The organism is Pyrococcus woesei, from assembly GCF_050496105.1.
GTDB lineage: Archaea > Methanobacteriota_B > Thermococci > Thermococcales > Thermococcaceae > Pyrococcus > Pyrococcus furiosus.
The window spans coordinates 1,613,891-1,638,633 of the sequence record NZ_CP179867.1 but is presented as its reverse complement, the minus strand read 5'-3'; the positions used below and the strand labels follow the sequence as shown (position 1 = coordinate 1,638,633).

Sequence of the window (24,743 nt, the reverse complement as noted above, 5' to 3'; positions counted from 1 at the left end):
AAAAGAGTCTAACTAAAGATAAAAGCGTTTTGTAGGTTATACATTTATAATTTTTGCATAATTTATAATAATGCAATTATATGTAACTTAGCAAAATTCACGATAATTTAATAACTAAAAAAAGTTTTAAGAAATTTTTCTTCTTATCAAAGAATTTATACACAGTTTTTTGAAAGAGAGAAATGCATGATAAAAACCAAGTACTTTATAAAAATTTTGTCATTTGTATAATTGCAAAAAGGTATAAATTTATATAGATCACCTGCATTATACCACCATGAAATTCCTTATTCCATAGAGAACATTAGATGGGAGGGGAAGTTATGAAGACTAGAATGCTCGGTATTGTGCTTGCATGGTTGGTTGTGTTGAGTCTAGTGTCTCCCACCATATCTCTATTCTATCCAGTATCGGCCCAACAAACAGTGCAGCTAGATGGCTATGCAATCTCATGGGACGTTGTCAATTTAACTTGGACCCCAGTAGAAAACGTAAATGGATATGAAATTTACAGAAGCACTTCAATGGAAAACCTAGTCTCTCTTCAAAACCTCCTGGTCTATGTAAACTGGAGCAGTTATCCAAAGTATGAGCCAGGTAAAGAATATAACCAAGGAGATATCGTTGAATATAACGGCAAACTTTACAAAGCGAAATACTGGACAACCTCTCCACCAAGCGACGATCCCTATGGAGCCTGGGAATATTTGGGTGAGGCAGAGCCAACTACAAACTACTTGGATCAATTTAGACTAAAACCAGAAACTACGTACTACTATGCAGTAGTCCCAGTATTTAAGGATGGATCAAGAGGAGAGCCTTCTAACATAATTAGGATAACCACCCCAAAGGAACCCTTCAGAGTTGTTGTCTACTATATATCATGGGGAATTTATGCAAGAAAGTTTTTCCCTGAGGACATTCCATTTGAGAAGGTAACTCATGTGAACTATGCATTCCTCAATCCAAAGGAAGATGGAACTGTCGACTTTTATGACACCTGGGCTGATCCTCAGAACCTTGAGAAGTTCAAAGAGTTAAAGAAGAAGTATCCTCAAGTTAAAATTTTAATTTCAGTAGGAGGATGGACATTAAGTAAGTACTTTTCAGTAATTGCTGCAGATCCAGCAAAGAGAGAAAGGTTTGCAAGAACTGCCCTAGAAATAATTAGGAAATACAACTTGGATGGCCTTGACATTGACTGGGAGTACCCAGGCGGAGGAGGAATGGAAGGAAACTACGTGAGCCCAGACGATGGAAAGAACTTCGTGCTGTTAGTTAAGACTGTAAGAGAGATATTTGATCAAGCCGAATTAGAAGATAAAAAAAGAGTATCTCCTAACTGCAGCAGTTCCAGCTGATCCAGTTAAAGCTGCAAGAATAAATTGGACTGAGGCTATGAAATATCTCGACTTCATCAATGTAATGACATATGATTATCATGGAGCCTGGGATCCAATTACCGGACACTTAGCTCCATTGTATGCCGATCCGAATGCTCCTTATGAGGATCCAAATATAAAGTGGAACTTCAATGTAAACGCCTCCATTCAATGGTACCTAAAGCATGGAGTCAATCCAAAACAGTTAGGCTTGGGACTCCCATTCTATGGAAGAAGCTTTGCAAATGTTCCCCCAGAGAACAATGGATTATACCAGCCTTTCAGTGGAACACCAGCCGGAACTTGGGGGCCTGCATATGAAACCCATGGAGTTATGGACTATTGGGATATTGAAGAGAAGAGGGCAAGCGGACAATACAACTACTACTGGGATCCAGTTGCAATGGTTCCCTGGTTATATTCTCCAAGCCTTAAGATCTTCATAAGTTATGATGATAAGAAGAGCATTGGAATAAAAGTAGACTATGCCCTCAAGTATAACCTGGGAGGAGTAATGGTTTGGGAGATAACTGCAGACAGAAAGCCTGGAACGAACTCTCACCCATTGCTGGATACAATATTAGAGCATATAGCCCAGGGAGGAGGAGTTGTTCCAACACCATCACCAACTCCAACCCCAACTCCCACACCCACTCCAACACCAACAACCACGACAACCACTTCCACACCAACTCCTACAACTACCACCACACCATCACCAACAACTACTACAACCACAACGACTACCACGACAACAACATCCACAACCACAACGCCAACCACTACAACTACCCCTGTCCCAGTCTCAGGATCTCTAGAGGTAAAGGTAAACGATTGGGGTAGTGGTGCTGAGTATGATGTGACTCTTAATTTGGATGGACAGTATGACTGGACTGTGAAGGTTAAACTAGCCCCAGGAGCCACTGTAGGAAGCTTCTGGAGCGCTAACAAACAAGAGGGGAATGGCTATGTCATCTTCACTCCAGTAAGCTGGAATAAAGGGCCGACAGCAACATTTGGATTCATAGTAAACGGACCACAAGGAGACAAAGTAGAAGAAATAACCCTAGAAATAAACGGACAAGTAATTGACATATGGACACCAACCGGAGGGACAACTCCCACACCCACTACCACAACCACATCTACCCCAACTCCCTCACAAACTCCAACGCCAACTCCCACACCCACCCCAACTCCTACTCCTACCCCGACTCTAACTCCTACGCCACTTCCTGGGAATGCAAATCCAATACCAGAACACTTCTTTGCTCCCTATATCGATATGAGTCTATCAGTACACAAGCCCTTAGTAGAATATGCAAAGTTAACTGGAACTAAGTACTTTACCTTGGCATTCATTCTCTATAGTTCAGTTTACAACGGTCCAGCTTGGGCAGGCTCAATTCCTCTAGAGAAATTTGTTGATGAGGTAAGAGAACTCAGAGAAATTGGTGGAGAAGTAATAATAGCGTTTGGTGGGGCTGTAGGACCATATCTTTGCCAACAGGCCAGCACGCCAGAACAATTGGCTGAATGGTACATAAAGGTAATTGATACATATAATGCCACTTACTTGGACTTTGACATAGAAGCCGGTATCGATGCAGATAAACTTGCAGATGCCCTACTCATAGTCCAAAGAGAAAGACCTTGGGTAAAATTCAGCTTTACCTTACCCAGCGATCCGGGGATAGGACTAGCAGGAGGATACGGTATAATAGAAACGATGGCCAAGAAGGGGGTAAGAGTAGATAGAGTCAATCCAATGACGATGGATTACTACTGGACTCCTTCTAACGCAGAAAATGCAATCAAGGTAGCTGAAAATGTGTTCAGACAATTAAAGCAGATTTATCCCGAAAAAAGTGATGAAGAAATTTGGAAGATGATAGGATTAACTCCAATGATAGGAGTAAATGATGACAAGAGTGTGTTTACATTAGAAGATGCTCAGCAACTTGTTGACTGGGCAATTCAACATAAAATAGGATCACTAGCCTTCTGGAGTGTAGACAGAGACCACCCAGGACCAACAGGAGAAGTTTCACCACTCCACAGAGGAACAAATGACCCAGATTGGGCGTTTAGCCACGTATTCGTAAAATTCATGGAGGCATTTGGATACACATTCTCCGCTCAAACTAGCGAAGCTAGTGTTCCAACATAATTTTTCCACCCTCTCTATAATTATTTTATTTATTTTTGTTGTTCTCGAAACTCACAGCAGGAATAATTGAATGAGGTACAGTAAACCTCACATGAAGTCAAGTTGAAAATGTCAAAGGCTACTAGGTAATACAAAAGCACATATATAATCTGTTTACTTCCAGCGAGTCTTCCAAGATAGTTAAGGCAACTACTTCATATTAACCATATCTCCCTCAGAGGATGGACTCTCCGTAAGTATTTTTCCTGTTGCTATAGACCCAAAAGAGAAAAGAATTCATTGAGAGCTCAATTAGAATACTGCAATCTTAGAGAGTATTGACATTTAGTATCAGACAAGAAAAAGATAGAGGTAAGGGTGGAACAACAGATAGAACCTGAGAGATCTACAGCAGAAACTCATAAAAGTTATAGATTATTAGGGCATTGTGGAGAGAGAAAAACAAGAATAATTTAAGTACTACCAAGACAATCTAACAGTCTTGGAGAAGTTATAATTTGGGATCACCGCAGACAGAAAACTCAAAACTCATGTTATCCTCTTTAACAGTAACTTCTGATGAGTTGGAAAAAAACTTTCAGTCTGGCTTCCAGATAGATCTCCCCTATTGAAAGTTCTAGTATCAAGTAGAAAAAGGGAAAGAATATTACCATCCTCTTACATTTTTTATTACTTCGTCTGGAACTTTTCCTTCCTCCACATCTTCAATTGCTTGATCTAAAATTTCTAAACCCTCGTCTAGCACATCCTTTTCAATTGTTAAGGGAGGTTGGATTCTTAGAACATTTCCCTGTAGAAAAGTTACAATTAAGCCAAGTTCGAAAGCTCTCCACACAACTTTTTTAGTTTCTTCAAAGGCCCTTTCCTTTGTCTCTCTATCTTTAACCAACTCAACACCTAACATTAATCCTAAGCCACGAACATCACCAACTAACTCGTGCTTCTTTTTTAGTTCTTCGAGTTTCTTTTTCGTATATTCACCTAACTTTTCCGCTCTCTTTAGCAAATCTTTTTCTTCAATCTCTTCAATAACTGCAAGAGCTGCTTTAGCAGCAGTTGGATTTCCAGATAGGGTAAACGCGTGACTAAGTGGAGGAAGAGAATCCATGATTTCTGCTCTTCCTATGGTTGCACTAATCGGAAGACCCCCTCCAAGAGGTTTTGCAATCGTTATTATATCAGGTTTAACATCAAAGTGTTCAATTGCAAACCACTTTCCAGTCCTTCCAAGTCCACTCTGAACTTCATCAACAACAAGGAGGATTCCATGTTCGTCTAAAATTCTTTTCACCTTTTTGAAGTAGTCTTGTGGAGGCACTATCATGCCCGAATCTCCTTGGATGGCCTCCGCAAATAAAGCTGCCACACCCTCAGAATACACCTCTCCCTCGAATTTTTCTTTAATATACTCCACACACTCCATTTTACAGCTATTACGATCTTTCCCAAAGGGACAGCGATAACAGTTTGGGTAAGGGATATAATGAACCCCACTGAGCTCTCCTACAAGGGCTCTAACCTGAAAGTCCAATCCAGTTAGGCTCATTGCCCCATACGTTGATCCATAAAAACTCTTCATGTAACTTAAAATCATGTTCCTCTTAGTGTACGCCCTAGCAAATTTTATTGCTCCATCGTTTGCATCTGCACCACTTAATCCGAAAGAAACCTTTGCATTTTCTATAGGAGCAATCTCTACTAACTTCTCGGCCAACAAGAGAGGCTCTATTGGGAAGAGGTATATATACGATGCATGAACTAGTTTCTCTATCTGATCTTTTATTGCCTTAACAACCCTGGGGTTATTGTGACCAACGTTTTGAACGGCTGCATCGCTTAAGAAATCGATATATTCCTTTCCAGTAATATCCCACACTTTTGCATTCTCCGCTTTAACGGGAATGAGAGGGTAGTAAGTCGTCCTATTTGCTGGAGCTATAACTTTCTCATATCTCCTAACTATTTCCAGAGGTTCCATATCCCACCCTCAATTAATTATATTTTTCGCAAAAAGTCAATAATCTTTTCCCCAAATTTTTGCTAATTCGATATAAATATTTATATAGAAATTGCTGATTACTCAAATTTATGAGAGAAAATATGCTGGATGAGCTAGATAAGAGGATACTATACTTTCTCCAAGAAGACGGGAGAAGAAGTTATTCAGAAATAGCAAGGATTCTAGGAGTTCCAGAATCAACTGTAAGAGTTAGAGTAAAGAAGATGCTAAAAAATGGTATCATAAGGAAATTTGCAGCACTAATAAATCCATTTAAAGCAGGCTATGAAATAGTTGCGGTAATAGCTGTAGATGTAGAGCCAAACAAAGTTAGAGAAGTAGCAGAAAAGTTAGCAGAGCTGAATGAAGTTGACGTGTTAGGAATAGCTACCGGAGCTCACGATATATTCATGCAAGTCACAGTAAAAAGCCTCAGAGAACTTGAGGAATTTCTCCTAGATAAGCTTGGAAAAATAGAAGGAATTAAAAGCACAGAAACCTCAATCCTAACAAGTGTAAAGAAGTGGGGATATGCAAGGGTATTCTAGGAGGGGAAATATGATGATTATCTTAAAACCCCTCATTGAAGTTGATCTTCCAGAAGACTTTGTCGACATAATAAAAGCAAAATTGAAGGGCCAAACGGTCAAAAGCGGAGAGATTATTACAGTGGATATATTAGGAAAACCTATTGAATTCAAAGTTCTCTATGCAGAGCCATCACCAGTTAAGGTAACTCAAAAAACCCAGATAAAATTCGCAAAAGGGAATGTATTTGAAGTATCACTTGATTTTAAGGCAAAAGACTGCATAATTACAGATGCCTTTATAGTCTTGACTGGTGAAAGTGAGGTTCTAATATTAAACCATAACTTTGAGGAGATAAGAAGAATAGAGTTCGAAAATTTGAAAAAGATAGTAGTCAAAGGAGATTTGGTGGTATTGATTGGAGAGGAAAAGGTTAAGATCCTCAAGCTTCAATGAAACCTTAGAAGAAAAGAAAGCTAGAGCTCAAAGGATTATTGAAATTCTTAAAAGAGAATATCCCAGGGAGAGACATGTCTCTGGAGATCCCTATAGAACACTAATAAGATGTATAATTTCCCAAAGGAATAGGGATGAAGTCACTGATAAAGTTAGTGAGGAGCTATTTAAAAGGTATAAAAGCATAGAAGAAATCGCCAATGAGTCCGTAGAAAATATGCAAGAATTCCTCAGAAAGCAAAAGGTAGGACTTTGGAAAAATAAGGGGAAATGGATCGTGGAAGCCTCAAGAATTATTCTCTACAAATATGGGGGAAAAGTGCCCAATACTCTCGAAGAGCTGATGAAACTCCCAGGAATTGGAAGGAAGTGTGCTAACATCGTTCTAGCCTACGGCTTTGGAAAGCCAGCGATTCCCGTTGATACCCACGTATATAGGATAAGTAGAAGATTGGGGCTAGCTCCTATAAATTCAACGCCAGAAAAAGTTGAAGAAATACTAAAAACCTTAATCCCCGTAGAAGAATGGATATACGTTAATCATGCTATGGTTGACCATGGGAAAAGCATATGTAGACCAATAAAGCCTAAGTGTGAGTTATGCCCTTTAAATGAGCTATGTCCGAAGATAGGAGTTTAGGAAAACCAATAGCTCATATCCAAAAGTTTTCTCTTCAAATCTTTTCCATAGATATAACCTAATAAAATTCCAACAATTAAGCCACCAAAGTGGGCAACGTAATTTACTCCCGGAAAGATGCTATTAATTAAGAATAGGAAGAGTGCATTAATTAAGGCTTTCTGCATGTTCTTTCTTAACACTCCTTCAACTGCTAATAATGCTCCCACTATAGCAAATAATCCGCCACTAGCTCCTCCTGATGCTACAAAGGGGGGCAAGACAAAGAGGGATAAAATATTCCCAATTACCGCGCCACTAAAGAATACGATGATAAATTTCCTGCTACCCAAGAGACCCTCCAAATCCATGCCAAGGTAAATTAACCAGAACAAGTTTAGAGCAAAGTGAATATACCCCATGTGAATAAAAATCGCCGTTATCACCCTCCAAAATTCACCCAGATAAACATAAAGGTTTATTTGAGCAAATTGCATAATTGCTTTGTCAAATCCCACCACTATCTCGTATACAAACCCAACAACTATCATGAAAGCTAGAATAGAAGTTCCTGGGAAATATCTAAATAGGTTTTTCATTCTTACCTCCCAATGTTGAAAGTCAGATTGGTTATATAATTTTTATCCTGCATCTGATACTGTTAGGATAACTGGGGCATCACCTCCTGAAGCCATTCAGTAACATCACCAGGCGGATCACCAAAACTAGAATGAATTCTGACAAAATTATACCAGAAGGCAAACAGAAAAACAAACCTATGAACCCTCCTCCAGTCTTTACCCCTGAAATTATTCCAGAAACGCTTCGTCCTCTCCTTCAACGTCCTAAACCAGCGCTCAACACTGTTCCTCGGCCCGAAAGTCACATGCAGATAACCCAACCTCAAACTCTTAAAAGCAGACTTATACCAGCTCGCCCTGTCAACCAGAAAGACAGGCTGCCCTTCACACGACTTTAAAACAACTAGAATGAAGTCCCTGGCAATCCACCAGTTTCTAACAGTCGTAATCCAGACTGCTAAAACTTCCTTGCTCTCAACGTCAATTGCAGCCCAGAGGTATCTTTTCTTCCCGTTGATTTTTATTACTGTTTCGTCAACTGCGATGAAGTTTCGCTGTTTTTTGACTGCGAGGATTTTTGGCTTGTAAACTGCTTCTGCGAGTTTTTGGACTGCCTCCCAGACTGTTACGTGACTGATTTTGAGTATTCTGGCGGTTTGCCGGTAACTGAGGCCTCGCAGGTATAATTCTACTCCCCTGATTTTCTTTTCTGGTGGGATTTTGTTGCGACGAAAGGGTTTTAAGGCTGAAACCACCCAGTAAATAATGGTTTCAGACTTCATGTTCCCCCTTCTTTTTCTAAAGTACTGCCAGTAACTTAAACCTGACACCCCACAGCTTATCCTAACAGTATCATCGATTATGCCGAAAAGATAATAAAATTTGTTGAGGCGGTTGCAGATGAGCTTAAAACAACTAAAAAAACTCGTAGATAGGATAGTTAAATATTTAAACGGAGAAGCTACTGTAATTCTTTTTGGCTCATACGCTAGAGGGGGATTATAACAAGGTCAGTGACTTTGACATCGTTGTTATTTGATAGGTTAGATAAGAATCCGCTGAAAAGAACAAAACAATTGTATGCCTTAAATGGAGATTTTCTATCAGTTGACATAATAGCCTACACAAGGGAGGAGTTCTTGAAGGCGTTGAAAAACCTCTCCCCAACTGCACTCGATGCTATTTCTTATGGAAATGTTTTGTATGATGATGGATTTTACAAAATAGATAAGGAAAAGTTTGAAGAACTCAAGAGGAAAGGACTAAGAAATGGGAAATACTGGATGATAAACAGTTATTAAAGTTGTGGTGAGATGGTTATGGACTTTTTCAAAAATTTTATCGGAAAGAGAGTAAAGAAGAGAAAAGGGCTTAAGTTTACGTGGAAGGGGGCTTTAAGGGAGTTGAAAAGTAAGTATTCATCAGTTGAACTTCAGCATAAAGCTCTCGAGTGGTGGGAATAATATAGTTTATTTTTCAGATCTTGAAGACATAATATTGCCGCCTTTGACACTACCTCCTTACATCTAGCTTTTCAATATTTAACTTCTTTGATGATTCTTCTCAACTTTTCTTGAGTGTCATTTCCTTAAAGCTGTATCATAAAAAATTCAGAGAATCACAAAACGAGAGTTTTATCCTAATGTTTCTTGGTTTTCTGAGGATTAAAAGGCTGTAACCCGAGTAGTGTTGATGCTCTTGAACCAAATATTTGACTATTTGGAATTTTAATAAATACCAGATGGGCCGAAGAGCACTCGAGGAAAGATGATAAGTAAGATGAGGATAACGGATCTAGTAGAGAAGAAGTAATCCATCCACTGAGAATATTGAAGAACCATATTGAACTCGACAAGAAGAATGGTTTTACAGTGTAGAAAGGAGGAGAGAAAATTAAGCACCCTATAAGTTCGTTGAAATAAAAATAAGTGTTAATATGGAAAGTTTAGAGGGAAAATTCATGCAAATTGTTGGGAAAATTGAGAGGGAATAGATAATTTGAGAATATTTTTGACAGAAAAAGGAGAGCTCATGAGATTCGGTGAATCAAGATATTTTTGAACTCTTTATTAAAGGACAAAACTACCTCAAAATCTCCACTTCAAGTCCAAACTCTTTGAGGTGTAAAAAGTCCTTATCTAGTGTTATTAAAGGGAGGTCGTTAACTAGGGCTATTGAGCCAATAAACAAGTCTCGTATTCCTAGCATTATTCCTTTTTCTCTGAGCTTTTTGTAGAGATATGCTGCTATCTCAGCACTCTTCCCGTCAAATGGAAGTTCTTCAAGTGAGTTTAACCAAATTAATTCTTCCTTTTTTGGAAATCCCAAAAATATTTCAAACTTTGTTATTGAGGTTATATAAAAGGTGCTATCTGTACTCAGTACTTTTTCAAGGATTCTTCGGTTTCCTCGAGCTATTTCGATTATCACATTTGTGTCAAGGACTGCTCCCATTTCTCGAACTCTCCCTCAAGCTCTTTAAGCCTCTTCTTAACTTCCTGATATTCCTCTTCACTTAAAATACCAAAAATACGCTTGAGAACCTCTTTATTCCCCTTTCTTTCTTTTAACAGTTCTCTGAGGACTTCGCTAAACGACTTATTTCCCTTGATTCGGAGTAACTCGTTATAGACATCATCCGAGATAGTGATTGTCTTAACCATAATACTCACCATAATACATTGAATGCATGCATCATATTTAAGCGTTATGGAGTTTGGATGGACAGACAAGAACATGGCTTACTTTAGGTGATACAAATGGTATCAAAGCCCCACGGAGGAAAGCTGATTAGGAGAATAGCTGCACCAAGAACTAGGGAAAGGATTCTCAGTGAGCAACATGAATATCCCAGAGTTCAAATAGACCATGGGAGAGCTATAGATCTGGAGAACATTGCTCATGGGGTTTATTCTCCCCTTAAGGGATTTCTAACGAGGGAGGACTTTGAGAGCGTTCTTGATTATATGAGATTGAGTGATGATACTCCCTGGACAATCCCAATAGTCCTCGATGTTGGAGAACCTACCTTTGAGGGGGGAGATGCAATTTTACTATACTATGAGAACCCTCCCATAGCCAGAATGCACGTTGAGGACATCTACACCTATGACAAGAAGGAGTTTGCTGTGAAGGTATTCAAGACGGATGATCCAAATCACCTAGGGGTTGCGAGGGTTTATTCAATGGGTAAATACCTAGTTGGTGGGGGGATTGAACTGTTAAATGAGCTCCCGAACCCGTTTGCCAAGTATACTCTAAGGCCAGTGGAGACTAGGATTCTCTTCAAGGAGAGGGGTTGGAAGACTATAGTAGCATTCCAGACGAGGAATGTCCCTCACTTGGGTCATGAATATGTCCAAAAAGCCGCCTTAACATTCGTGGATGGCCTCTTCATAAATCCAGTGCTAGGAAGGAAGAAGAAGGGGGACTACAAGGATGAGGTCATAATTAAAGCTTATTATCTTATTATGAAGTATTGTTCGAACACTACTCACCACGCGATAATGAGGAAGACTTCAACGAGTTCCCAGACCTGAGGATAACTCCAATGTTCATAAGGGAGGTCTTCTACTGTAAGAAGTATGGTGGAATGGTTAATGCGAAGATCTGCCCTCACAGTGAAGAATTCCACGTCCACATAGGCGGCACAAAGCTCAGAAAGATGATAATGAACGGGGAACAACCTCCAGAGTACATGAGGAGGCCAGAAGTCTATGAAGTTATAAGGAGCTTTGAGAATCCATTTGTGGAGTGATGAAAGTGGCCAAGTCTCATAAGAATATGAAACCTTGGAGGAAAGTGAGAATTAAGTTGGGGATAGCAGACGTTGATAAAGGGAATAAGAGGGCCAAATGGAGAGAAGTGGGACACGAAGGTCTTCTACCCTGAGGAGATATATCCAGTTGCTAGGGGAGATAAGCCAGATATGGAATATTATTTTACCGATAGCTCTCTTAACCTCAACGTTGGGATGCTCGAGCTTCAGTATTTTTTACAATTCCACTATTAGAGTAAACCAGCTCGTAAAGCTCTTCAGGCCTTATAAAAAGCCTTGCAAGGGTTGTGTTGAATTCTTCTTCATTCATAAGCACTGCATACTTGTAGTTGAGGTTGATGTAGAGGTAAGCGTTGAAGTTCGAGGATGTTAAGTTCGGCTTAATGATTTTCCCCTTGTATTCCACATAGACCTCCTTTGGAGTAATTGCCCTTCCATCAGCATTTATTACAACATTCCACCCTTCGCCGGGCTTTGCTATAACCCTGTATCTTCCCCTCTCAAACACTAGCGCTCCAATGGAAGAGCTTATGGGAAGAACAACTAAGCCATGAGAATGCACTCCGAACGCCTAACTTCATTAGTCTCTTTTGAGTAAGCCTGGAAACCGAAACATTATAAGTTGTTAGCTTTGAAGTTAAAATTTCAATTTTCTCTCCCACTTTTCCTAGCCCTCCTAAGTAATCACGCCAATAATCCTTCCACAGTTCGTGCCATGTAATTACGAGAGGGATTTTTCTTGTTACACTATGAAACTTTGCTGAAAGACAAGAAAGATATGAAAATTCCTGACAGTCAATTATGTCAAACTTTCCCTTAAATTTTAGAAGAAGTTTACTGGCAAAATATATGGCTTCCCCAATCGATCGTCTACCACCCTTGTAAATATGATCTCATTTTCTGACTGTACGCAGCTTTATTCCCTTTAAGTCACCATTGTTATTCCAATTAAGGGAAAACCAGTAAACTTCATGCTTCTTTGCTAATCTTCGCCCTATTTCATACACCCTTTTTTCCACCCCTCCTTTTACAAAGGGATATATTGTATCATAGATGTAAGCTATTTTCATCGAAGGTAAATAAAAATTTAATTCTTTTTGCTTTATGCTAAACTGCTTAGTTATCTGCTATTTGGAACTAAAACCTTTTTTATCCCTTTCCCTAAAAGGGAGGGCTTTGGCTTAGTTGTCCTTGAAGCCAACTCTTTTAAGGTTCCATCCGTGGGAAGGAGAGTGGGATAAGGGATAGGAAGAACGGTTGCACCTTTTCAAACCCTTGGTGAAGCGTACGAGTATTTAAAAGAGCTCCTGAACCCCAGGAGGGAGGAGAAAAGCTGGAGCGATCTCTTACAGGATTTCAAAGTTTTACAGCATGGAGGAGTCCTGCAAGAGGATCTTACGGGAAGATAATAAAATGACCATAGGATAGCTGCTAAGCTCATAAAGGGGGATAAGCTAGTGGCTTTTCCCACAGAAACCATCTATGGTCTAGGAGATGACGCCTTGAACGGGGAAGCTGTGAAGAGGATATTTGAAGCCAAGGGAAGACCAACAGATAACCTACTTATAGTGTACATGGCTAAATTCTCCCAGTTACGGGCTAGCTAGGGAAGTTTCCGAGGAAGTTAAGGTTTTAGCCGAGAGGTTTTGGTCCGGTTCATTGACGATAGTCTTCCCAAGGAGAGAACTTGTACCAGACGGAACCACAGAAGGTTTAGATACTACTGTAACGATAAGGATGTCCGCGAATGAAATAGCCTCAAAGCTCATAGAGTTCAGTAAAAAGCCCATAGCTGCTCCCTCAGCAAACATAAGCGGAAAACCTATTCCTATTACTCCAGAACACGTTGCAAATGACTTCTACGGGAGGATAGTCTAGCAGGAATTTCTTCAAAATGCTAGGTAAGGATTTTGAGAGAAGAATTAAGGAGACTCCAATCGAAAAGTATGAGGAGTATTACATGAGAAGCGGAGTGGAAGCACCTAAGAAGCTTTACGACACAAACGTGATAATAGATGCCGTAAGATCAAAAGATCAAAAAAGAAAAAATTGCTGGATACACTACGATAATGAACCTTATGAGATTCCACGTGGAATAGGGCTCGATTTTGAAGTAAATACAGCTACTACACTTGAAGAGTGTTTCTAGCCTTAGGAGTACCATAAAAGATAGTTGAACAGGAGATGCCAGTCTCTGCTGTTGATGCAATAATAGTAGTGGTAGACTTGAGTAGAGACTTCACCCTTATAAGTGAGATGATAACCACTTTTAGTTCCATTGCCTTAAAATTATGAGCTTATAAATTTCCCATGTCTTTGCAGAAGATCGCAAGCTGGCTTTGGAGATAAATATAATCCTTTCTTTAGAACCTGTATGAGGTTGAGCTAAGACGAGCCAGAGGATTTCAATGCTATTATTTAAGAAAGATTTTTAAGTGCTCTTTGTGTAGTGGTTTTAGCCCTAATTCTCAGCTGGAGGTGAGAAGAGTGAAGGCGCCGATCTGTGAGGTTTGTTTGAAAACCGAGGATATTCTCTGTCCTGCGGATGAAAAAAAGCTGGAGGAGGGTATTATAACTGAGCTGGACGTTAAAATCTCAAGAATGCTCTACAAGTTGCTCGGAGATGCTGATGTGGAGTTCAAGAAGGCAGTTGAGGCAGGAGATCTTATAGTTCTCATAGTGGGAGAAGGCGATGTTCCCATAGTTATTGGAAAGGGCGGGAAGAACATAAAGTATCTCACTAGGGAGTTAGGAAAGAGGGTTAGGGTAATAGAGAGTACAGATGACGTTAAGAAGCTTGCTGTTGATCTACTTTACCCAGCTGGCGTCTTTGGCGTAAATGTTGTGTACAAGCCTGATGGTGGGCAATACTACAAAGTTTTAGTTTTTAGCAGGGACAAGAGCAAGCTCCCAGAGAAGTCTGAAGTCCTCGAGAGCATATTAACTCAAATCACCGGCGTGGAGACAAAGATATCCTTTATTTAATTTTTTGGCAAAACTTTTAATAATTTTTTAGAGATTTATTTTTTGGCGAGTGATGATAGGGACTGGCACCGACGGATGATGAAATGTAAAGACGGAAAGATGAAGAGCCCTATGAGCGCTGACGCCCTTTCTAATTTTATAGCTTCTGATTTAACCTCAAATCTTATTTTACCTTTGCTGATTTTACTTGTAAAGATAACATGCTACGTGGTGGTTTTTTTCTGGTTGGGTTGTTTGTGGTGGTTTTTTGTAGCATTCTTCTCTAGCGTAAGGGCATCTGGGCGCGTACCTGCAGCCTTGAATCTCATAAATCCCTTCCTCTTCCCTCTCAGGCTCAATCCCCTTAAACTCCCACTTCACATTCAAGTCAGGAACACTCTCCAGCAACATTCTCGTGTAGGGGTGTAGGGGGTTGTTGAAGATTTTCTCAGCATCACCCCACTCGACAATCCTCCCCCTGTACATGATCACAACCTTATCACTAATGTAATAACCCAAGGCTAAATCATGTGTAATGAAGATTACTGAAGTCCCAACCCTATCCCTGAATTCGCCCAACAAGTTTAGAATGTCAATTCTAGTTGAAGCATCGAGCATTGACACTGCCTCATCTGCAATCAAGAGTGATGGTTCAACGAGTAATGCCCTGGCAATTAGGATTCTTTGTAATTGCCCTCCACTCAACTGGTGTGGGTATTTTCCCAACACTTCACTGGGGTTAAGGCCTACGCTTTCTAAACTCCTCTTGATCATTTCTTTTTTCTCCTCTTCACCAACATTCCCCAGGAAGTTCTTGAATACTAGGTCGAAGACTCTGTCAACCTTGTGGAGGGGGTTGAAGCTGGCGAAGGGGTCTTGGAAGACTGCCTGCACGTTCTTGTAATAATACCTCCTCAACCTCTCCTTGTCAAAACTCCAAATGTCCTCCCCCTTGAAGAGTATCCTCCCAGAAGTTGGCTTAATCAACCTTAGGATTAGTTTTCCGATTGTAGTCTTCCCACTCCCACTCTCCCCTATCAAGCTTACTATCTCACCCTCCTCAACCTTGAATGATACTCCATCCACTGCCCTAATCTCATATCCACCAAAGAGTCCCGAGGTGAAGGTTTTTGTCACATTCTCGAGTTCAAGCACTTCCCTCACCCCCGAGGAGGTGGCAGGCTGCGTAATGCTCTTTGGAGACTTGGACTAATTTTGGCTCTATTTTTGGACAGTGTTCCATTGCGTAGGGGCATCTTGTGTAGAATCTGCAACCTTGGGGTGGGTTTAGTAGGCTTATTGGATAACCTGGGATTCCGTGGAGTTTTTGCCTCTTGTAGTGTACACCCATTCTTGGGAGGGAGTCGAGGAGCATTTGCGTGTAGGGGTGGGCTGGGGATTCTAAAACCTCCTCCATTGGCCCGATTTCAACAACCTTCCCCGCGTACATCACCATAACCCTGTCTGCAATCTGTTTTAGCAAGGCTAGATCGTGTGTAACGAAGATTATTGATTTTACAATCCCCTCCTGCATGAAGTAGTGGAGTAATTCAATGACAACTCTTTGTGTTGTCACGTCTAGGGCTGATGTTAGCTCATCAGCAATTAGCAAGTCTGGGTTTAGGAGGGTTGAGACTACCATTGTGGCTCTCTGCCTCATTCCTCCACTCAATTCCACTGGGTACATTTCGGCGACCTTTGGTGAGAGTTTTACCATGCTTAGTCTTTCTTTCAAGAGTTTTTCGACTTCCTCTCTATCTTGCATGCCGTGTTCCCTTGCCAAGTCCCATACTATGTCCTTGATTTTTTTCGTTGGGTTTAGGGCGTTCATTGCGTATTGTGGGATTATTGATAACTCCTTGTATTGGATTTTTCTTGCCTCCTCCCTCGAGAGTTTCATTAAGTCTTTCCCCTTGAAGATTGCTTTTCCGCCTTTGTGTGTCATTGGTGGTTTTCTGAGGATTAGGGAGTGGACGAGGGTTGATTTCCCACAACCGCTCTCTCCAGCAATTCCAAACACTTCCCCCTTCTTGACTTCGAAACTTACTCCATCAACTGCTTTTACAAATCCGATTGGGGTTGAATAGTAAATCTTGAGGTTCTCAACCTTAAGCATCTCACTCCCTCCTCAACCTCGGATTAAACACCTCCTCAAGACCAAGATTGATCATATATAGCCCGGTAATTAGGATGGCTATGACCAATCCTGGGGGAATTGCCCACCACCAGTAGCCGAGGTTTATTGCATTCCACAACACCGCCATCTGGAGCATTATTCCTAAGGACATTCCCTTAGTTGGTCCAAGGCCAAGGAAGTCAAGACCTACAGCAGCTAATATTGCTCCACTGAACTGAAGTATGAAGACCATGAAGACGTAAGACACCATGTTCGGAAGTATCTCTCCGAAGATTATCTGTAGATCACTTTGACCGCTTAGCTTTGATAGATCAACGAACTCTCTCCTTTTCAGCGACAAAGTTTGAGCTCTAACAGCTCTGGCAGTCCAAGGCCAGGCTGTTAGACCGATAATAACGCTCTCAATTCCTATACCTCTGTAGGGGAGGTAGGCTGCGATTATGATCAGTAGAGCCATTGTTGGGATTACAAGCATTATGTTCGTGATCATCATTAGTATCTCATCCACCAGCCCTCCCTTGTATCCCGCTATGAAACCTATTAGGAGACCGATTGCCGTAGCTATACTGCCCGCGAGCAGTCCTACTATTAGTGAAGACCTCAAACCATATGTCAGTTGAGCGTAGACGTCCCTTCCGAAGCTGTCAGTTCCCAGGTAGTGCTTAACCTCAACTGTTCCGTTTGGGGTGAAGACTTTGGATAAGCTCCCAGGGGGTAGGGCTGGTTCTGTTGGCTTTGGTATCACTCTATCCCCAACCTTTATTGGGTAATAGCCCATGTTGTCAAAGGGGACTAATAATGGGCCGATGATCGCGAATAGGGCAAAGAATATGACGATTCCAAGCCCAACTTTAAACTTTATGTTTTTTAGCGCGATTTTGAGGACTTCAAACTTTGATTTTCCAACTGGCATTTCTTCATCCCTCCACGTAGGCGGCCTTTATTCTTGGATCGATTAGGGCGTACATTATGTCTATTATGAAGTTGGCAGCTAGGACCGTTAGGATTATAACAAGGAAGCAGCCCTGGATTAGGAAGTAGTCCTGGTTGAGTATTCCTTGCATGAGGATATACCCTATTCCTGGGTATGAGAAAACAACTTGAACGGTGACGTTACCGGCAACTATCAGTCCGAGCTGGAGTGCTAATCCTGTTATCTGGGGTAGCATTGCGTTTTTGAATGCATGCCTCATGACTGTTCTTTCGCTCGATCCTAGAGCTTCTAGGTACCTCACATAGTCTGCCTCGAGCTCATAGATTATCATGTTTCTCATACCTATGGCCCATCCACCAAGTTGGACTAGGAATAGGCTGAGGAATGGCAGCACCCAGTGGTGTAGGTAGTCCTTTATGAATGCCCAGCTGAGTGAGGGGATTATTCCATAACTGTAGGCACCTGAGAGCGGGAACAATTCTAACTTAACTGAGAATATATAGGCTAAGAGGATTGCAAACCAGAAGTAAGGTGATGCTTGGAGGAAGAAGAATACGGGCATTAAATAAGAGTCGAGCTTCCTATTTTTACCAGCGTAAGCTCCCAACCAATTACCAACAATCCAGCTCGCAACTATTGAGGGGACAAGTAAGGCTAAATCATAAGGTAAAGCTTCCTTTATAATTTGAGCAACGGGTTTTGGGTAGAAATATATACTAATTCCTAAATCACCGTGAAGGACGGCCTTCCAAAATGTTATGTATTGTTCCCATAAAGGCTTATTTAATCCAAATGCCTCAATAAAATACCCATGAAGGTATTGAGTTGCTTGGGGCATTGTAGCGAATCTAGATAATAACACAGCTATTGGATCCCCAGGCATCAGCCTGGGAATTATAAAGTCTATTGTGACGGCAAATATGAATGTTAAAATGTATATCACTATCTTCCTCTTGAGGTAGTTCATCATTCCGCTGGCCAATTTTCTCCCTCCTTGACTTTTTCTTAAAATTCTGCAAAAAAATAAATAAATTAGAAGGTTAAGATCTTCTCCTCCTTAGGAGGAGTGGGACTACGGCTAAACCAACTAATATTGCTGGTCCACAGATTCCTCCTGTTTCTGTTGATGAAGTTGCCGTCTCTGTTGGAGTAACGGTAACAGTCTGAACTATCGTTTCAGTCTTCTCCTCTGTAGTTGTTGTTTCTGTAGCTGCCTTTACTGGCTTGATATTGAGTAGCACCTTCACTCCACCCATCTGCCAGTATCCGTTCCAGCTTATTGGGAATGCGTATGGGTTCTTTGCTGTAGGCCAGTTGGTCCAGTGCTCTGGGCTTGCCTCAAACCATGCACCGTTGTAGATTATTGGTATGTATGGCAAGTCTTTGAGGAATATCTCCTGTAGCTCGTAGTAGTATTGAAGCTTCTTGTTCTCATCCTTCTCAACGTTTATGAGCTCTAGGAGCTCTGCAACTCTCTCATTCTTGTATCTACCGAAGTTACCGTTGTAGAAGTTCTCTCCTATTGGAGTGACATCTTGGTTGAGGACCCAGTTGAACCATTGCCATGGTGTTGCAACTACGTTGCTTCCGAAGTTGTTTATGGCCATGTCGAAGTTACCCTTGGTTAGGTCATCCCAGTACTTTGAATAGTCTGGGAACTTGGGCTCGACGTTGATTCCAACAATTGCCAACTGCTCGCTTATTACTCTGATCATCTCCATCCAGTCGGTCCATCCGAATGGGACTATTATTGTTAACTTGAGTGGTTTTCCATCTGGGAACTCTCTGTAGCCATCACCATTTACATCCTTAAATCCTAGCTTGTCGAGTATCTCCATGGCCTTTTGTGGATCATACTTGAATCCGTACTTATCAACGGCCTCCTTGTTGTATATCTTCTTGAATGCTGGATACTGGATTAGTAATCCTGTGGGATCGGCTGGAGTTACCTGGTTTTGGGATGCTCTGGCAGCTATCTCCTCTGGGTTTATTGCATAGGCTATGGCCCTTCTGAACTCTGGGTTGTCAAGTGGTGGCTTTTGGGTGTTGAGGAATAGGAATGCCGTGTTTGCTGGTAGGTGGTATGGTGGTTCATCGTACCAGGTAACTATTCCATACTGAGCCTTGACATCTGGGACACCCGGGATGAAGAAGTTGCTCCAGTCGAGCTCACCCTTGACGAGCATTGATAATGCCAAGTTGTTGCTGTAGACTATAACGTAGACTATGTACTTTGGAGCGGGCTTGCCGAAGTACTTGATTCCCCACCAGTTGTCGTTCCTAACGAGAATGAACCTCATCTGGTCTGTCTTGTAGAGCTTGTAGGGACCAGAACCAACTGGGTTGTCAACGTTGGCGAATTCAACTGGGTTATCAATGTTCTGCCAGATGTGCTTCGGAACAATTGCTATTTGATAAAGTAGATACTTCCACTCTTCATAGTGGGGAGTGCTAAATACAAACTGGATTGTTCTGTCATCTATAACCTTAACCTCTTGGAGCCACTCCCACATCTGGTGATATGCTAGACCAGGATACTTCTTGTGGAGCTCGAAGGTGAACTTAACGTCCTCAGCTGTTAGTGGCTTTCCATCCTGCCAGGTTAATCCTTCCCTAAGTTTAACCTCATATACGTTGTCGCTAACCCATCTTCCACTCTCGGCAAGCCAGGGCTCTAGCTTATCGTTTAATGGGTCGTAGTTGAACAAGGTTTCGTAAATCAAGCCAATGGTTCCTGTAACGGCACTCCAGGGGATAAGGGGATTGAAGTTGTTTGGTTGGCTCCAGAGACCACCACCAACGTATAGTGTTTCTTCCCTTGGAAGTTCTTGTTCCTGGGCGGCCACTACTTGGCCGAAAACTCCAAATATTACAAACGCTCCAATTAGTACACCAACGAGTCTCTTCATACTATCACCCCGTAAGGATGCAACAAAGCACATTGTCAATTATAATGAAATCCTCAATGCTTATAAATCTTGCTGTATATTTATAATCATTGGGCCAAATTATAGAAATTTAGAAAGCCTTATAAGATATGATAACGATACTCACTATTGACAATATAAGGGGGGAGGATCATGTTCCCTGAAAAGTTCCTTTGGGGTGTGGCACAATCGGGTTTTCAGTTTGAAATGGGGGATAAACTCAGGAGGAATATTGACACTAACACTGATTGGTGGCACTGGGTAAGGGATAAGACAAATATAGAGAAAGGCCTCGTTAGTGGAGATCTTCCCGAGGAGGGGATTAACAATTACGAGCTTTATGAGAAGGACCATGAGATTGCAAGAAAGCTGGGTCTTAATGCTTACAGAATAGGCATAGAGTGGAGCAGAATATTCCCATGGCCAACGACATTTATTGATGTTGATTATAGCTATAATGAATCATATAACCTTATAGAAGATGTAAAGATCACCAAGGACACTTTGGAGGAGTTAGATGAGATCGCCAACAAGAGGGAGGTGGCCTACTATAGGTCAGTCATAAACAGCCTGAGGAGCAAGGGGTTTAAGGTTATAGTTAATCTAAATCACTTCACCCTTCCATATTGGTTGCATGATCCCATTGAGGCTAGGGAGAGGGCGTTAACTAATAAGAGGAACGGCTGGGTTAACCCAAGAACAGTTATAGAGTTTGCAAAGTATGCCGCTTACATAGCCTATAAGTTTGGAGATATAGTGGATATGTGGAGCACGTTTAATGAGCCTATGGTGGTTGTTGAGCTTGGCTACCTAGCCCCCTACTCTGGCTTCCCTCCAGGGGTTCTAAATCCAGAGGCCGCAAAGCTGGCGATACTTCACATGATAAATGCACATGCTTTAGCTTATAGGCAGATAAAGAAGTTTGACACTGAGAAAGCTGATAAGGATTCTAAAGAGCCTGCAGAAGTTGGTATAATTTACAACAACATTGGAGTTGCTTATCCCAAGGATCCGAACGATTCCAAGGATGTTAAGGCAGCAGAAAACGACAACTTCTTCCACTCAGGGCTGTTCTTCGAGGCCATACACAAAGGAAAACTTAATATAGAGTTTGACGGTGAAACGTTTATAGATGCCCCCTATCTAAAGGGCAATGACTGGATAGGGGTTAATTACTACACAAGGGAAGTAGTTACGTATCAGGAACCAATGTTTCCTTCAATCCCGCTGATCACCTTTAAGGGAGTTCAAGGATATGGCTATGCCTGCAGACCTGGAACTCTGTCAAAGGATGACAGACCCGTCAGCGACATAGGATGGGAACTCTATCCAGAGGGGATGTACGATTCAATAGTTGAAGCTCACAAGTACGGCGTTCCAGTTTACGTGACGGAGAACGGAATAGCGGATTCAAAGGACATCCTAAGACCTTACTACATAGCGAGCCACATAAAGATGATAGAGAAGGCCTTTGAGGATGGGTATGAAGTTAAGGGCTACTTCCACTGGGCATTAACTGACAACTTCGAGTGGGCTCTCGGGTTTAGAATGCGCTTTGGCCTCTACGAAGTCAACCTAATTACAAAGGAGAGAATTCCCAGGGAGAAGAGCGTGTCGATATTCAGAGAGATAGTAGCCAATAATGGTGTTACGAAAAAGATTGAAGAGGAATTGCTGAGGGGATGAAATATGAAGACAATAGCAGTTGATGAGGAAACATGGGAGGCAATTAAAAAGCTCAAGGCTAGGTTGGATGCAAAATCATACGATGAAGTCTTGAAAAAGCTAATACAAGCGTGGCATACCTTAGAATTGGAGACCAAGGCCGAAAGCATTTCACTGGAAGACGATGAGGCTGAACTAGTGCTTTCAGTTATTAGGGATAGAAGTAAGCTTGTTGAGGAGGGAAGCAGGAAATGAACCCAATGCCTCGAAAAATCAGCTTTGACCCCCCTTCTTTTATTCAACTTACGAGAAAGCAAAATAAAGAGCTTTTAGAGTTTGTTCTTGCAGAGTTCGAAATTTACCTTCCAATTACAACCGTTCACGCTTATCTCTTGGCAAAGGCCTTCAAGGGGAAGAATCCAAAAGAGGAAGTCCAAAAGCTGAGGGACATCGTTAAAATTGTGGACTTGACGGATGAACTGCTTGGAGAGATTGCCGAGATAGATGCATCTCTAATTAAAGATGGATACTTCTTTACCTTGGAGGATTTAATCACGGCCGTTTCAGCAATAACATCTAAGTCCCTTCTTGTTGTTAATGGCAATGCTGAAAAGTACTCCCCCTTAAGGAAGTATGGGCTAGATTGTGTCAATTACGAGAAATTTCTAGAGGAAGTTGAAGTTTTAGCTAGAGAGGAGGCAAAGAGGGAGAAAATAATCTAGCGCCTCCTGGGAATAAGCTTCACTCTACTCCCACAGTCTGGACATATTCCCCCAGGGGGAAGGGTCGAGAATTTTCTTCCACAACCTATACATACATACCTCCACTTCATTACCCTCGTGATTCCCTTCTTAAGGGTTCTAAACTTGAGTCCCAGGAGGGAGGCTATGTTCTGGACGTTGTAGTCATCTGTAAAGATGGTTGCCTTTAACTCATACGCCAAGGCTAAAACCTCTATATCGGCCTTACTTAGCTCCTCCAACTCTCCAGTCTCTCTAGCCGCTTGGATTATCTTCTCTATAGCCTCCTTTGAAGGTTCAATCACCCTTACCTTTCCTGCAGATATTAAAGATTCTAGGAATAACTTGGATTCTCTATCTTTAATCTCCTCAACAACACTTGGCGTTGTGTAACCTTCCACCTCAACACCCTGAATAAAAACAGAAGAGTCAAGGACAAGCTTCATGCCTTGCAGCACCCTTCCTTCTTCTCAACCGGGACTATCTCCTTGAATCCAGTGTACTTCCAGAGCGCCCTGGGTATCTTTACAGTTCCATCCTCCTGCTGGTGGTTCTCTAGAATTGCCACTATTGCTCTAGAAGTTGCTATTGCAGTGGAGTTTAAAGTGTGCACGTACCTGGGCTTTTCGTCAGTTCTATCTCTAAACCTAATGTTCAACCTCCTAGCCTGCCAGTCTGTACAGTTGCTTGCCGAAACAACTTCTCTAAACCTCCCCTGCCCAGGCATCCAAGCCTCTATGTCGTACTTCTTTGCGGCTACGTAACCCAGATCTCCAGTACAGATGTTAACTACTCTGTAGGGAATCTCAAGCTCTTGGAAGAGCTCTTCAGCGTTCCTAACTAGCCTTTCATGCCACTCCCAGCTCTCTTCAGGTCTAGAATAGACGAACTGCTCAACCTTGTGGAACTGGTGAACCCTAAAGATTCCCTTGGTATCCTTTCCGGCGGTCCCTGCCTCTTTTCTAAAGCACGGGCTGAAAGCTACATATAGTAAAGGTAAATCCTTTCCATCGAGAATCTCGTTTGCGTGCATGCCAGCCAATGGGTGCTCGGCCGTGGGGATTAAGTAGAGGTCTTCCCCTTCAACCTTGTATATAACATCTTCAAAGTCCTCGAATGTAGTCGACCCTTCTTCGACAAATCTTCTAACCATGTAGGGAGGGATAACTGGGGTGAAGCCCTTCTCTATTAGCCTATCCAAAGCAAACCTTATCAATGCCAAGTCAAGTATGACTATTTCGTTTAGGAGGTAATAGAATCTAGAACCGCTAACCTTTGCTGCTCTAGCAAAGTCAGCCCCACCGAGGATCTCCAAAAGGTCGACGTGAAGTTTTGGTCTCCACTCTAGAACTTCATACTCCATCTTTCCTTGGCTCTGCTCAAGGAAGCTCTCTAAGTGTCCTTTCCAAACCTTAGCCTTCCCCCAGAACCTTATGGGGACGTTGTCATTCTCATCCTTCCCAACGGGAACGCTTGGATGGGTTATGTTTGGAAGCCTCCATAGGTAGTAGTCTATTCTCTTTCTTAACTCCTCAACTTCCTTCTCTAATTCTTCTATCCTCTTAACTATCTCTTTGCTTTTTGCCAGAAGATCCTCTACTGGCTCTCCAGCCTTCTTCCTCTTCCCTATCTCTATTGCGATTTTATTTCTCTCGTGCCTAAGCCTGTTTATCTCTTTTAGCTTCTTCCTCCACTCTTCATCTAACCTAAGTATCTCGTCAATCCATGCAATTTTGTCTAGCTCTCCCCTCTTCTTAAGATCGTTCTTGACGAGCTCTGGATTATTTCTGATTAAATTTATGTCGAGCATTTTTACCCCTTACCCTAATGAAGCAAAACCATTAAAATATTTATTGTTCGAGG

At 41.7% G+C, this 24,743-nt stretch carries 28 protein-coding genes and 2 pseudogenes; 15 read left to right on the top strand and 15 right to left on the bottom strand.

Going from position 1 to position 24,743, the window contains the following annotated elements:
- The first annotated feature begins 323 nt into the window (after positions 1 to 323).
- On the top strand, positions 324 to 1,361 hold the full coding sequence (locus ACMFNG_RS09035; protein WP_430515171.1) for a glycosyl hydrolase family 18 protein: 1,038 nt from the start codon (positions 324 to 326) through the stop codon (positions 1,359 to 1,361).
- Positions 1,321 to 3,552, top strand: coding sequence for a glycosyl hydrolase family 18 protein (locus ACMFNG_RS09030; RefSeq protein WP_317259669.1), 2,232 nt, complete (start codon positions 1,321 to 1,323; stop codon positions 3,550 to 3,552). The genes ACMFNG_RS09035 and ACMFNG_RS09030 overlap by 41 nt, the downstream gene beginning before the upstream one ends.
- A gap of 646 nt (positions 3,553 to 4,198) precedes the next feature.
- Here the strand turns inward: ACMFNG_RS09030 and ACMFNG_RS09025 are convergent.
- Entirely contained in the window at positions 4,199 to 5,530 is a 1,332-nt protein-coding gene (locus ACMFNG_RS09025; protein WP_011012375.1) for a leucine/methionine racemase, read from the bottom strand.
- Positions 5,531 to 5,652: 122 nt separating this feature from the next.
- Between ACMFNG_RS09025 and ACMFNG_RS09020 the strand changes: the two genes are divergently transcribed.
- From ACMFNG_RS09020 to ACMFNG_RS09010, 3 genes are read left to right on the top strand one after another with little or no spacing between them, the layout of a single operon-like run.
- Positions 5,653 to 6,099 (top strand): Lrp/AsnC family transcriptional regulator, encoded by a 447-nt coding sequence (locus ACMFNG_RS09020; protein ID WP_011012374.1) that lies wholly within the window; start codon positions 5,653 to 5,655, stop codon positions 6,097 to 6,099.
- Between the two features lie 13 nt (positions 6,100 to 6,112).
- Positions 6,113 to 6,535, top strand: coding sequence for an ATPase (locus tag ACMFNG_RS09015; RefSeq protein WP_158295418.1), 423 nt, complete (start codon positions 6,113 to 6,115; stop codon positions 6,533 to 6,535).
- Complete coding sequence (locus ACMFNG_RS09010; protein WP_011012372.1) at positions 6,498 to 7,175, top strand: endonuclease III domain-containing protein; 678 nt, start codon at positions 6,498 to 6,500, stop codon at positions 7,173 to 7,175. The genes ACMFNG_RS09015 and ACMFNG_RS09010 overlap by 38 nt, the downstream gene beginning before the upstream one ends.
- On the opposite strand, the gene ACMFNG_RS09005 is transcribed toward ACMFNG_RS09010, so the two are convergent.
- Complete coding sequence (locus ACMFNG_RS09005) at positions 7,172 to 7,753, bottom strand: rhomboid family intramembrane serine protease (protein WP_011012371.1); 582 nt, start codon at positions 7,751 to 7,753, stop codon at positions 7,172 to 7,174. The genes ACMFNG_RS09010 and ACMFNG_RS09005 overlap by 4 nt on opposite strands.
- Positions 7,754 to 7,815: 62 nt before the next feature.
- Positions 7,816 to 8,517: an IS6-like element ISPfu1 family transposase gene (locus ACMFNG_RS09000; RefSeq protein ID WP_430515106.1), complete on the bottom strand. Its 702-nt coding sequence runs from the start codon at positions 8,515 to 8,517 to the stop codon at positions 7,816 to 7,818.
- Between the two features lie 237 nt (positions 8,518 to 8,754).
- On the opposite strand from ACMFNG_RS09000, the gene ACMFNG_RS08995 reads away from it, so the two are divergent.
- Complete coding sequence (locus ACMFNG_RS08995) at positions 8,755 to 9,036, top strand: hypothetical protein (protein ID WP_237718475.1); 282 nt, start codon at positions 8,755 to 8,757, stop codon at positions 9,034 to 9,036.
- An 18-nt stretch (positions 9,037 to 9,054) separates the two neighbouring features.
- Positions 9,055 to 9,198, top strand: a complete 144-nt coding sequence (locus ACMFNG_RS08990; RefSeq protein WP_011012367.1) for a hypothetical protein — start codon at positions 9,055 to 9,057, stop codon at positions 9,196 to 9,198.
- Positions 9,199 to 9,817: 619 nt separating this feature from the next.
- Here the strand turns inward: ACMFNG_RS08990 and ACMFNG_RS08985 are convergent.
- Both ACMFNG_RS08985 and ACMFNG_RS08980 read right to left on the bottom strand, forming a co-directional pair.
- On the bottom strand, positions 9,818 to 10,189 hold the full coding sequence (locus ACMFNG_RS08985) for a type II toxin-antitoxin system VapC family toxin (RefSeq protein ID WP_011012366.1): 372 nt from the start codon (positions 10,187 to 10,189) through the stop codon (positions 9,818 to 9,820).
- Positions 10,162 to 10,398, bottom strand: a complete 237-nt coding sequence (locus tag ACMFNG_RS08980) for an antitoxin VapB family protein (RefSeq protein WP_014835359.1) — start codon at positions 10,396 to 10,398, stop codon at positions 10,162 to 10,164. The genes ACMFNG_RS08985 and ACMFNG_RS08980 overlap by 28 nt, the downstream gene beginning before the upstream one ends.
- Before the next feature lie 96 nt (positions 10,399 to 10,494).
- On the opposite strand from ACMFNG_RS08980, the pseudogene ACMFNG_RS08975 reads away from it, so the two are divergent.
- Positions 10,495 to 11,492, top strand: a pseudogene (locus ACMFNG_RS08975) (hypothetical protein); the annotation flags it as partial.
- The gene (locus ACMFNG_RS08970; protein ID WP_430515268.1) at positions 11,492 to 11,626 is read left to right on the top strand and encodes a hypothetical protein; all 135 of its coding nucleotides are present in this window, start codon (positions 11,492 to 11,494) and stop codon (positions 11,624 to 11,626) included. The pseudogene ACMFNG_RS08975 and the gene ACMFNG_RS08970, both read left to right, overlap by 1 nt.
- A gap of 71 nt (positions 11,627 to 11,697) precedes the next feature.
- On the opposite strand, the gene ACMFNG_RS08965 is transcribed toward ACMFNG_RS08970, so the two are convergent.
- From ACMFNG_RS08965 to ACMFNG_RS08955, 3 genes are read right to left on the bottom strand one after another with little or no spacing between them, the layout of a single operon-like run.
- Positions 11,698 to 12,075, bottom strand: a complete 378-nt coding sequence (locus ACMFNG_RS08965; protein ID WP_011012361.1) for a hypothetical protein — start codon at positions 12,073 to 12,075, stop codon at positions 11,698 to 11,700.
- Positions 12,014 to 12,364 (bottom strand): glycosyltransferase, encoded by a 351-nt coding sequence (locus tag ACMFNG_RS08960; RefSeq protein ID WP_223209026.1) that lies wholly within the window; start codon positions 12,362 to 12,364, stop codon positions 12,014 to 12,016. Before ACMFNG_RS08960 ends, ACMFNG_RS08965 begins: the two co-directional genes overlap by 62 nt.
- A gap of 42 nt (positions 12,365 to 12,406) precedes the next feature.
- Positions 12,407 to 12,583, bottom strand: coding sequence for a hypothetical protein (locus ACMFNG_RS08955; RefSeq protein ID WP_011012360.1), 177 nt, complete (start codon positions 12,581 to 12,583; stop codon positions 12,407 to 12,409).
- Positions 12,584 to 12,937: 354 nt separating this feature from the next.
- On the opposite strand from ACMFNG_RS08955, the pseudogene ACMFNG_RS08950 reads away from it, so the two are divergent.
- The 3 genes and pseudogenes from ACMFNG_RS08950 to ACMFNG_RS08940 form a co-directional block, all read left to right on the top strand.
- Positions 12,938 to 13,385 (top strand): annotated as a pseudogene (locus ACMFNG_RS08950) (L-threonylcarbamoyladenylate synthase); the annotation flags it as partial.
- 22 nt (positions 13,386 to 13,407) lie between these two features.
- Positions 13,408 to 13,662 carry a hypothetical protein gene (locus ACMFNG_RS08945; RefSeq protein ID WP_011012356.1) on the top strand — a complete coding sequence of 85 codons (255 nt, stop codon included), beginning with the start codon at positions 13,408 to 13,410 and terminating at the stop codon, positions 13,660 to 13,662.
- 338 nt (positions 13,663 to 14,000) lie between these two features.
- Complete coding sequence (locus ACMFNG_RS08940) at positions 14,001 to 14,498, top strand: KH domain-containing protein (RefSeq protein WP_011012355.1); 498 nt, start codon at positions 14,001 to 14,003, stop codon at positions 14,496 to 14,498.
- 183 nt (positions 14,499 to 14,681) lie between these two features.
- Here the strand turns inward: ACMFNG_RS08940 and ACMFNG_RS08935 are convergent, their stop codons facing one another.
- The 5 genes from ACMFNG_RS08935 to ACMFNG_RS08915 form a co-directional block, all read right to left on the bottom strand.
- Entirely contained in the window at positions 14,682 to 15,632 is a 951-nt protein-coding gene (locus tag ACMFNG_RS08935; protein ID WP_011012354.1) for an ABC transporter ATP-binding protein, read from the bottom strand.
- Positions 15,625 to 16,593, bottom strand: a complete 969-nt coding sequence (locus ACMFNG_RS08930) for an ABC transporter ATP-binding protein (protein ID WP_011012353.1) — start codon at positions 16,591 to 16,593, stop codon at positions 15,625 to 15,627. The genes ACMFNG_RS08935 and ACMFNG_RS08930 overlap by 8 nt, the downstream gene beginning before the upstream one ends.
- Before the next feature lies 1 nt (position 16,594).
- Positions 16,595 to 17,527 (bottom strand): ABC transporter permease, encoded by a 933-nt coding sequence (locus tag ACMFNG_RS08925; RefSeq protein ID WP_011012352.1) that lies wholly within the window; start codon positions 17,525 to 17,527, stop codon positions 16,595 to 16,597.
- A gap of 4 nt (positions 17,528 to 17,531) precedes the next feature.
- Complete coding sequence (locus ACMFNG_RS08920) at positions 17,532 to 18,518, bottom strand: ABC transporter permease (protein ID WP_011012351.1); 987 nt, start codon at positions 18,516 to 18,518, stop codon at positions 17,532 to 17,534.
- Positions 18,519 to 18,588: 70 nt separating this feature from the next.
- Entirely contained in the window at positions 18,589 to 20,457 is a 1,869-nt protein-coding gene (locus ACMFNG_RS08915) for an ABC transporter substrate-binding protein (RefSeq protein WP_011012350.1), read from the bottom strand.
- Between the two features lie 171 nt (positions 20,458 to 20,628).
- Here ACMFNG_RS08915 and bgaS point away from each other — a divergent pair, with 171 nt between their 5' ends.
- From bgaS to ACMFNG_RS08900, 3 genes are read left to right on the top strand one after another with little or no spacing between them, the layout of a single operon-like run.
- Positions 20,629 to 22,161, top strand: a complete 1,533-nt coding sequence (bgaS, locus tag ACMFNG_RS08910; RefSeq protein ID WP_011012349.1) for a beta-galactosidase BgaS — start codon at positions 20,629 to 20,631, stop codon at positions 22,159 to 22,161.
- A 3-nt stretch (positions 22,162 to 22,164) separates the two neighbouring features.
- Complete coding sequence (locus tag ACMFNG_RS08905; protein ID WP_011012348.1) at positions 22,165 to 22,395, top strand: DUF7557 family protein; 231 nt, start codon at positions 22,165 to 22,167, stop codon at positions 22,393 to 22,395.
- Positions 22,392 to 22,862, top strand: coding sequence for a type II toxin-antitoxin system VapC family toxin (locus tag ACMFNG_RS08900; RefSeq protein ID WP_011012347.1), 471 nt, complete (start codon positions 22,392 to 22,394; stop codon positions 22,860 to 22,862). The genes ACMFNG_RS08905 and ACMFNG_RS08900 overlap by 4 nt, the downstream gene beginning before the upstream one ends.
- On the opposite strand, the gene ACMFNG_RS08895 is transcribed toward ACMFNG_RS08900, so the two are convergent.
- Entirely contained in the window at positions 22,859 to 23,326 is a 468-nt protein-coding gene (locus ACMFNG_RS08895; protein WP_011012346.1) for a type II toxin-antitoxin system VapC family toxin, read from the bottom strand. The genes ACMFNG_RS08900 and ACMFNG_RS08895 overlap by 4 nt on opposite strands.
- Entirely contained in the window at positions 23,323 to 24,690 is a 1,368-nt protein-coding gene (gene serS, locus ACMFNG_RS08890) for a serine--tRNA ligase (protein ID WP_011012345.1), read from the bottom strand. Before serS ends, ACMFNG_RS08895 begins: the two co-directional genes overlap by 4 nt.
- Between the last annotated feature and the right edge of the window lie 53 nt (positions 24,691 to 24,743).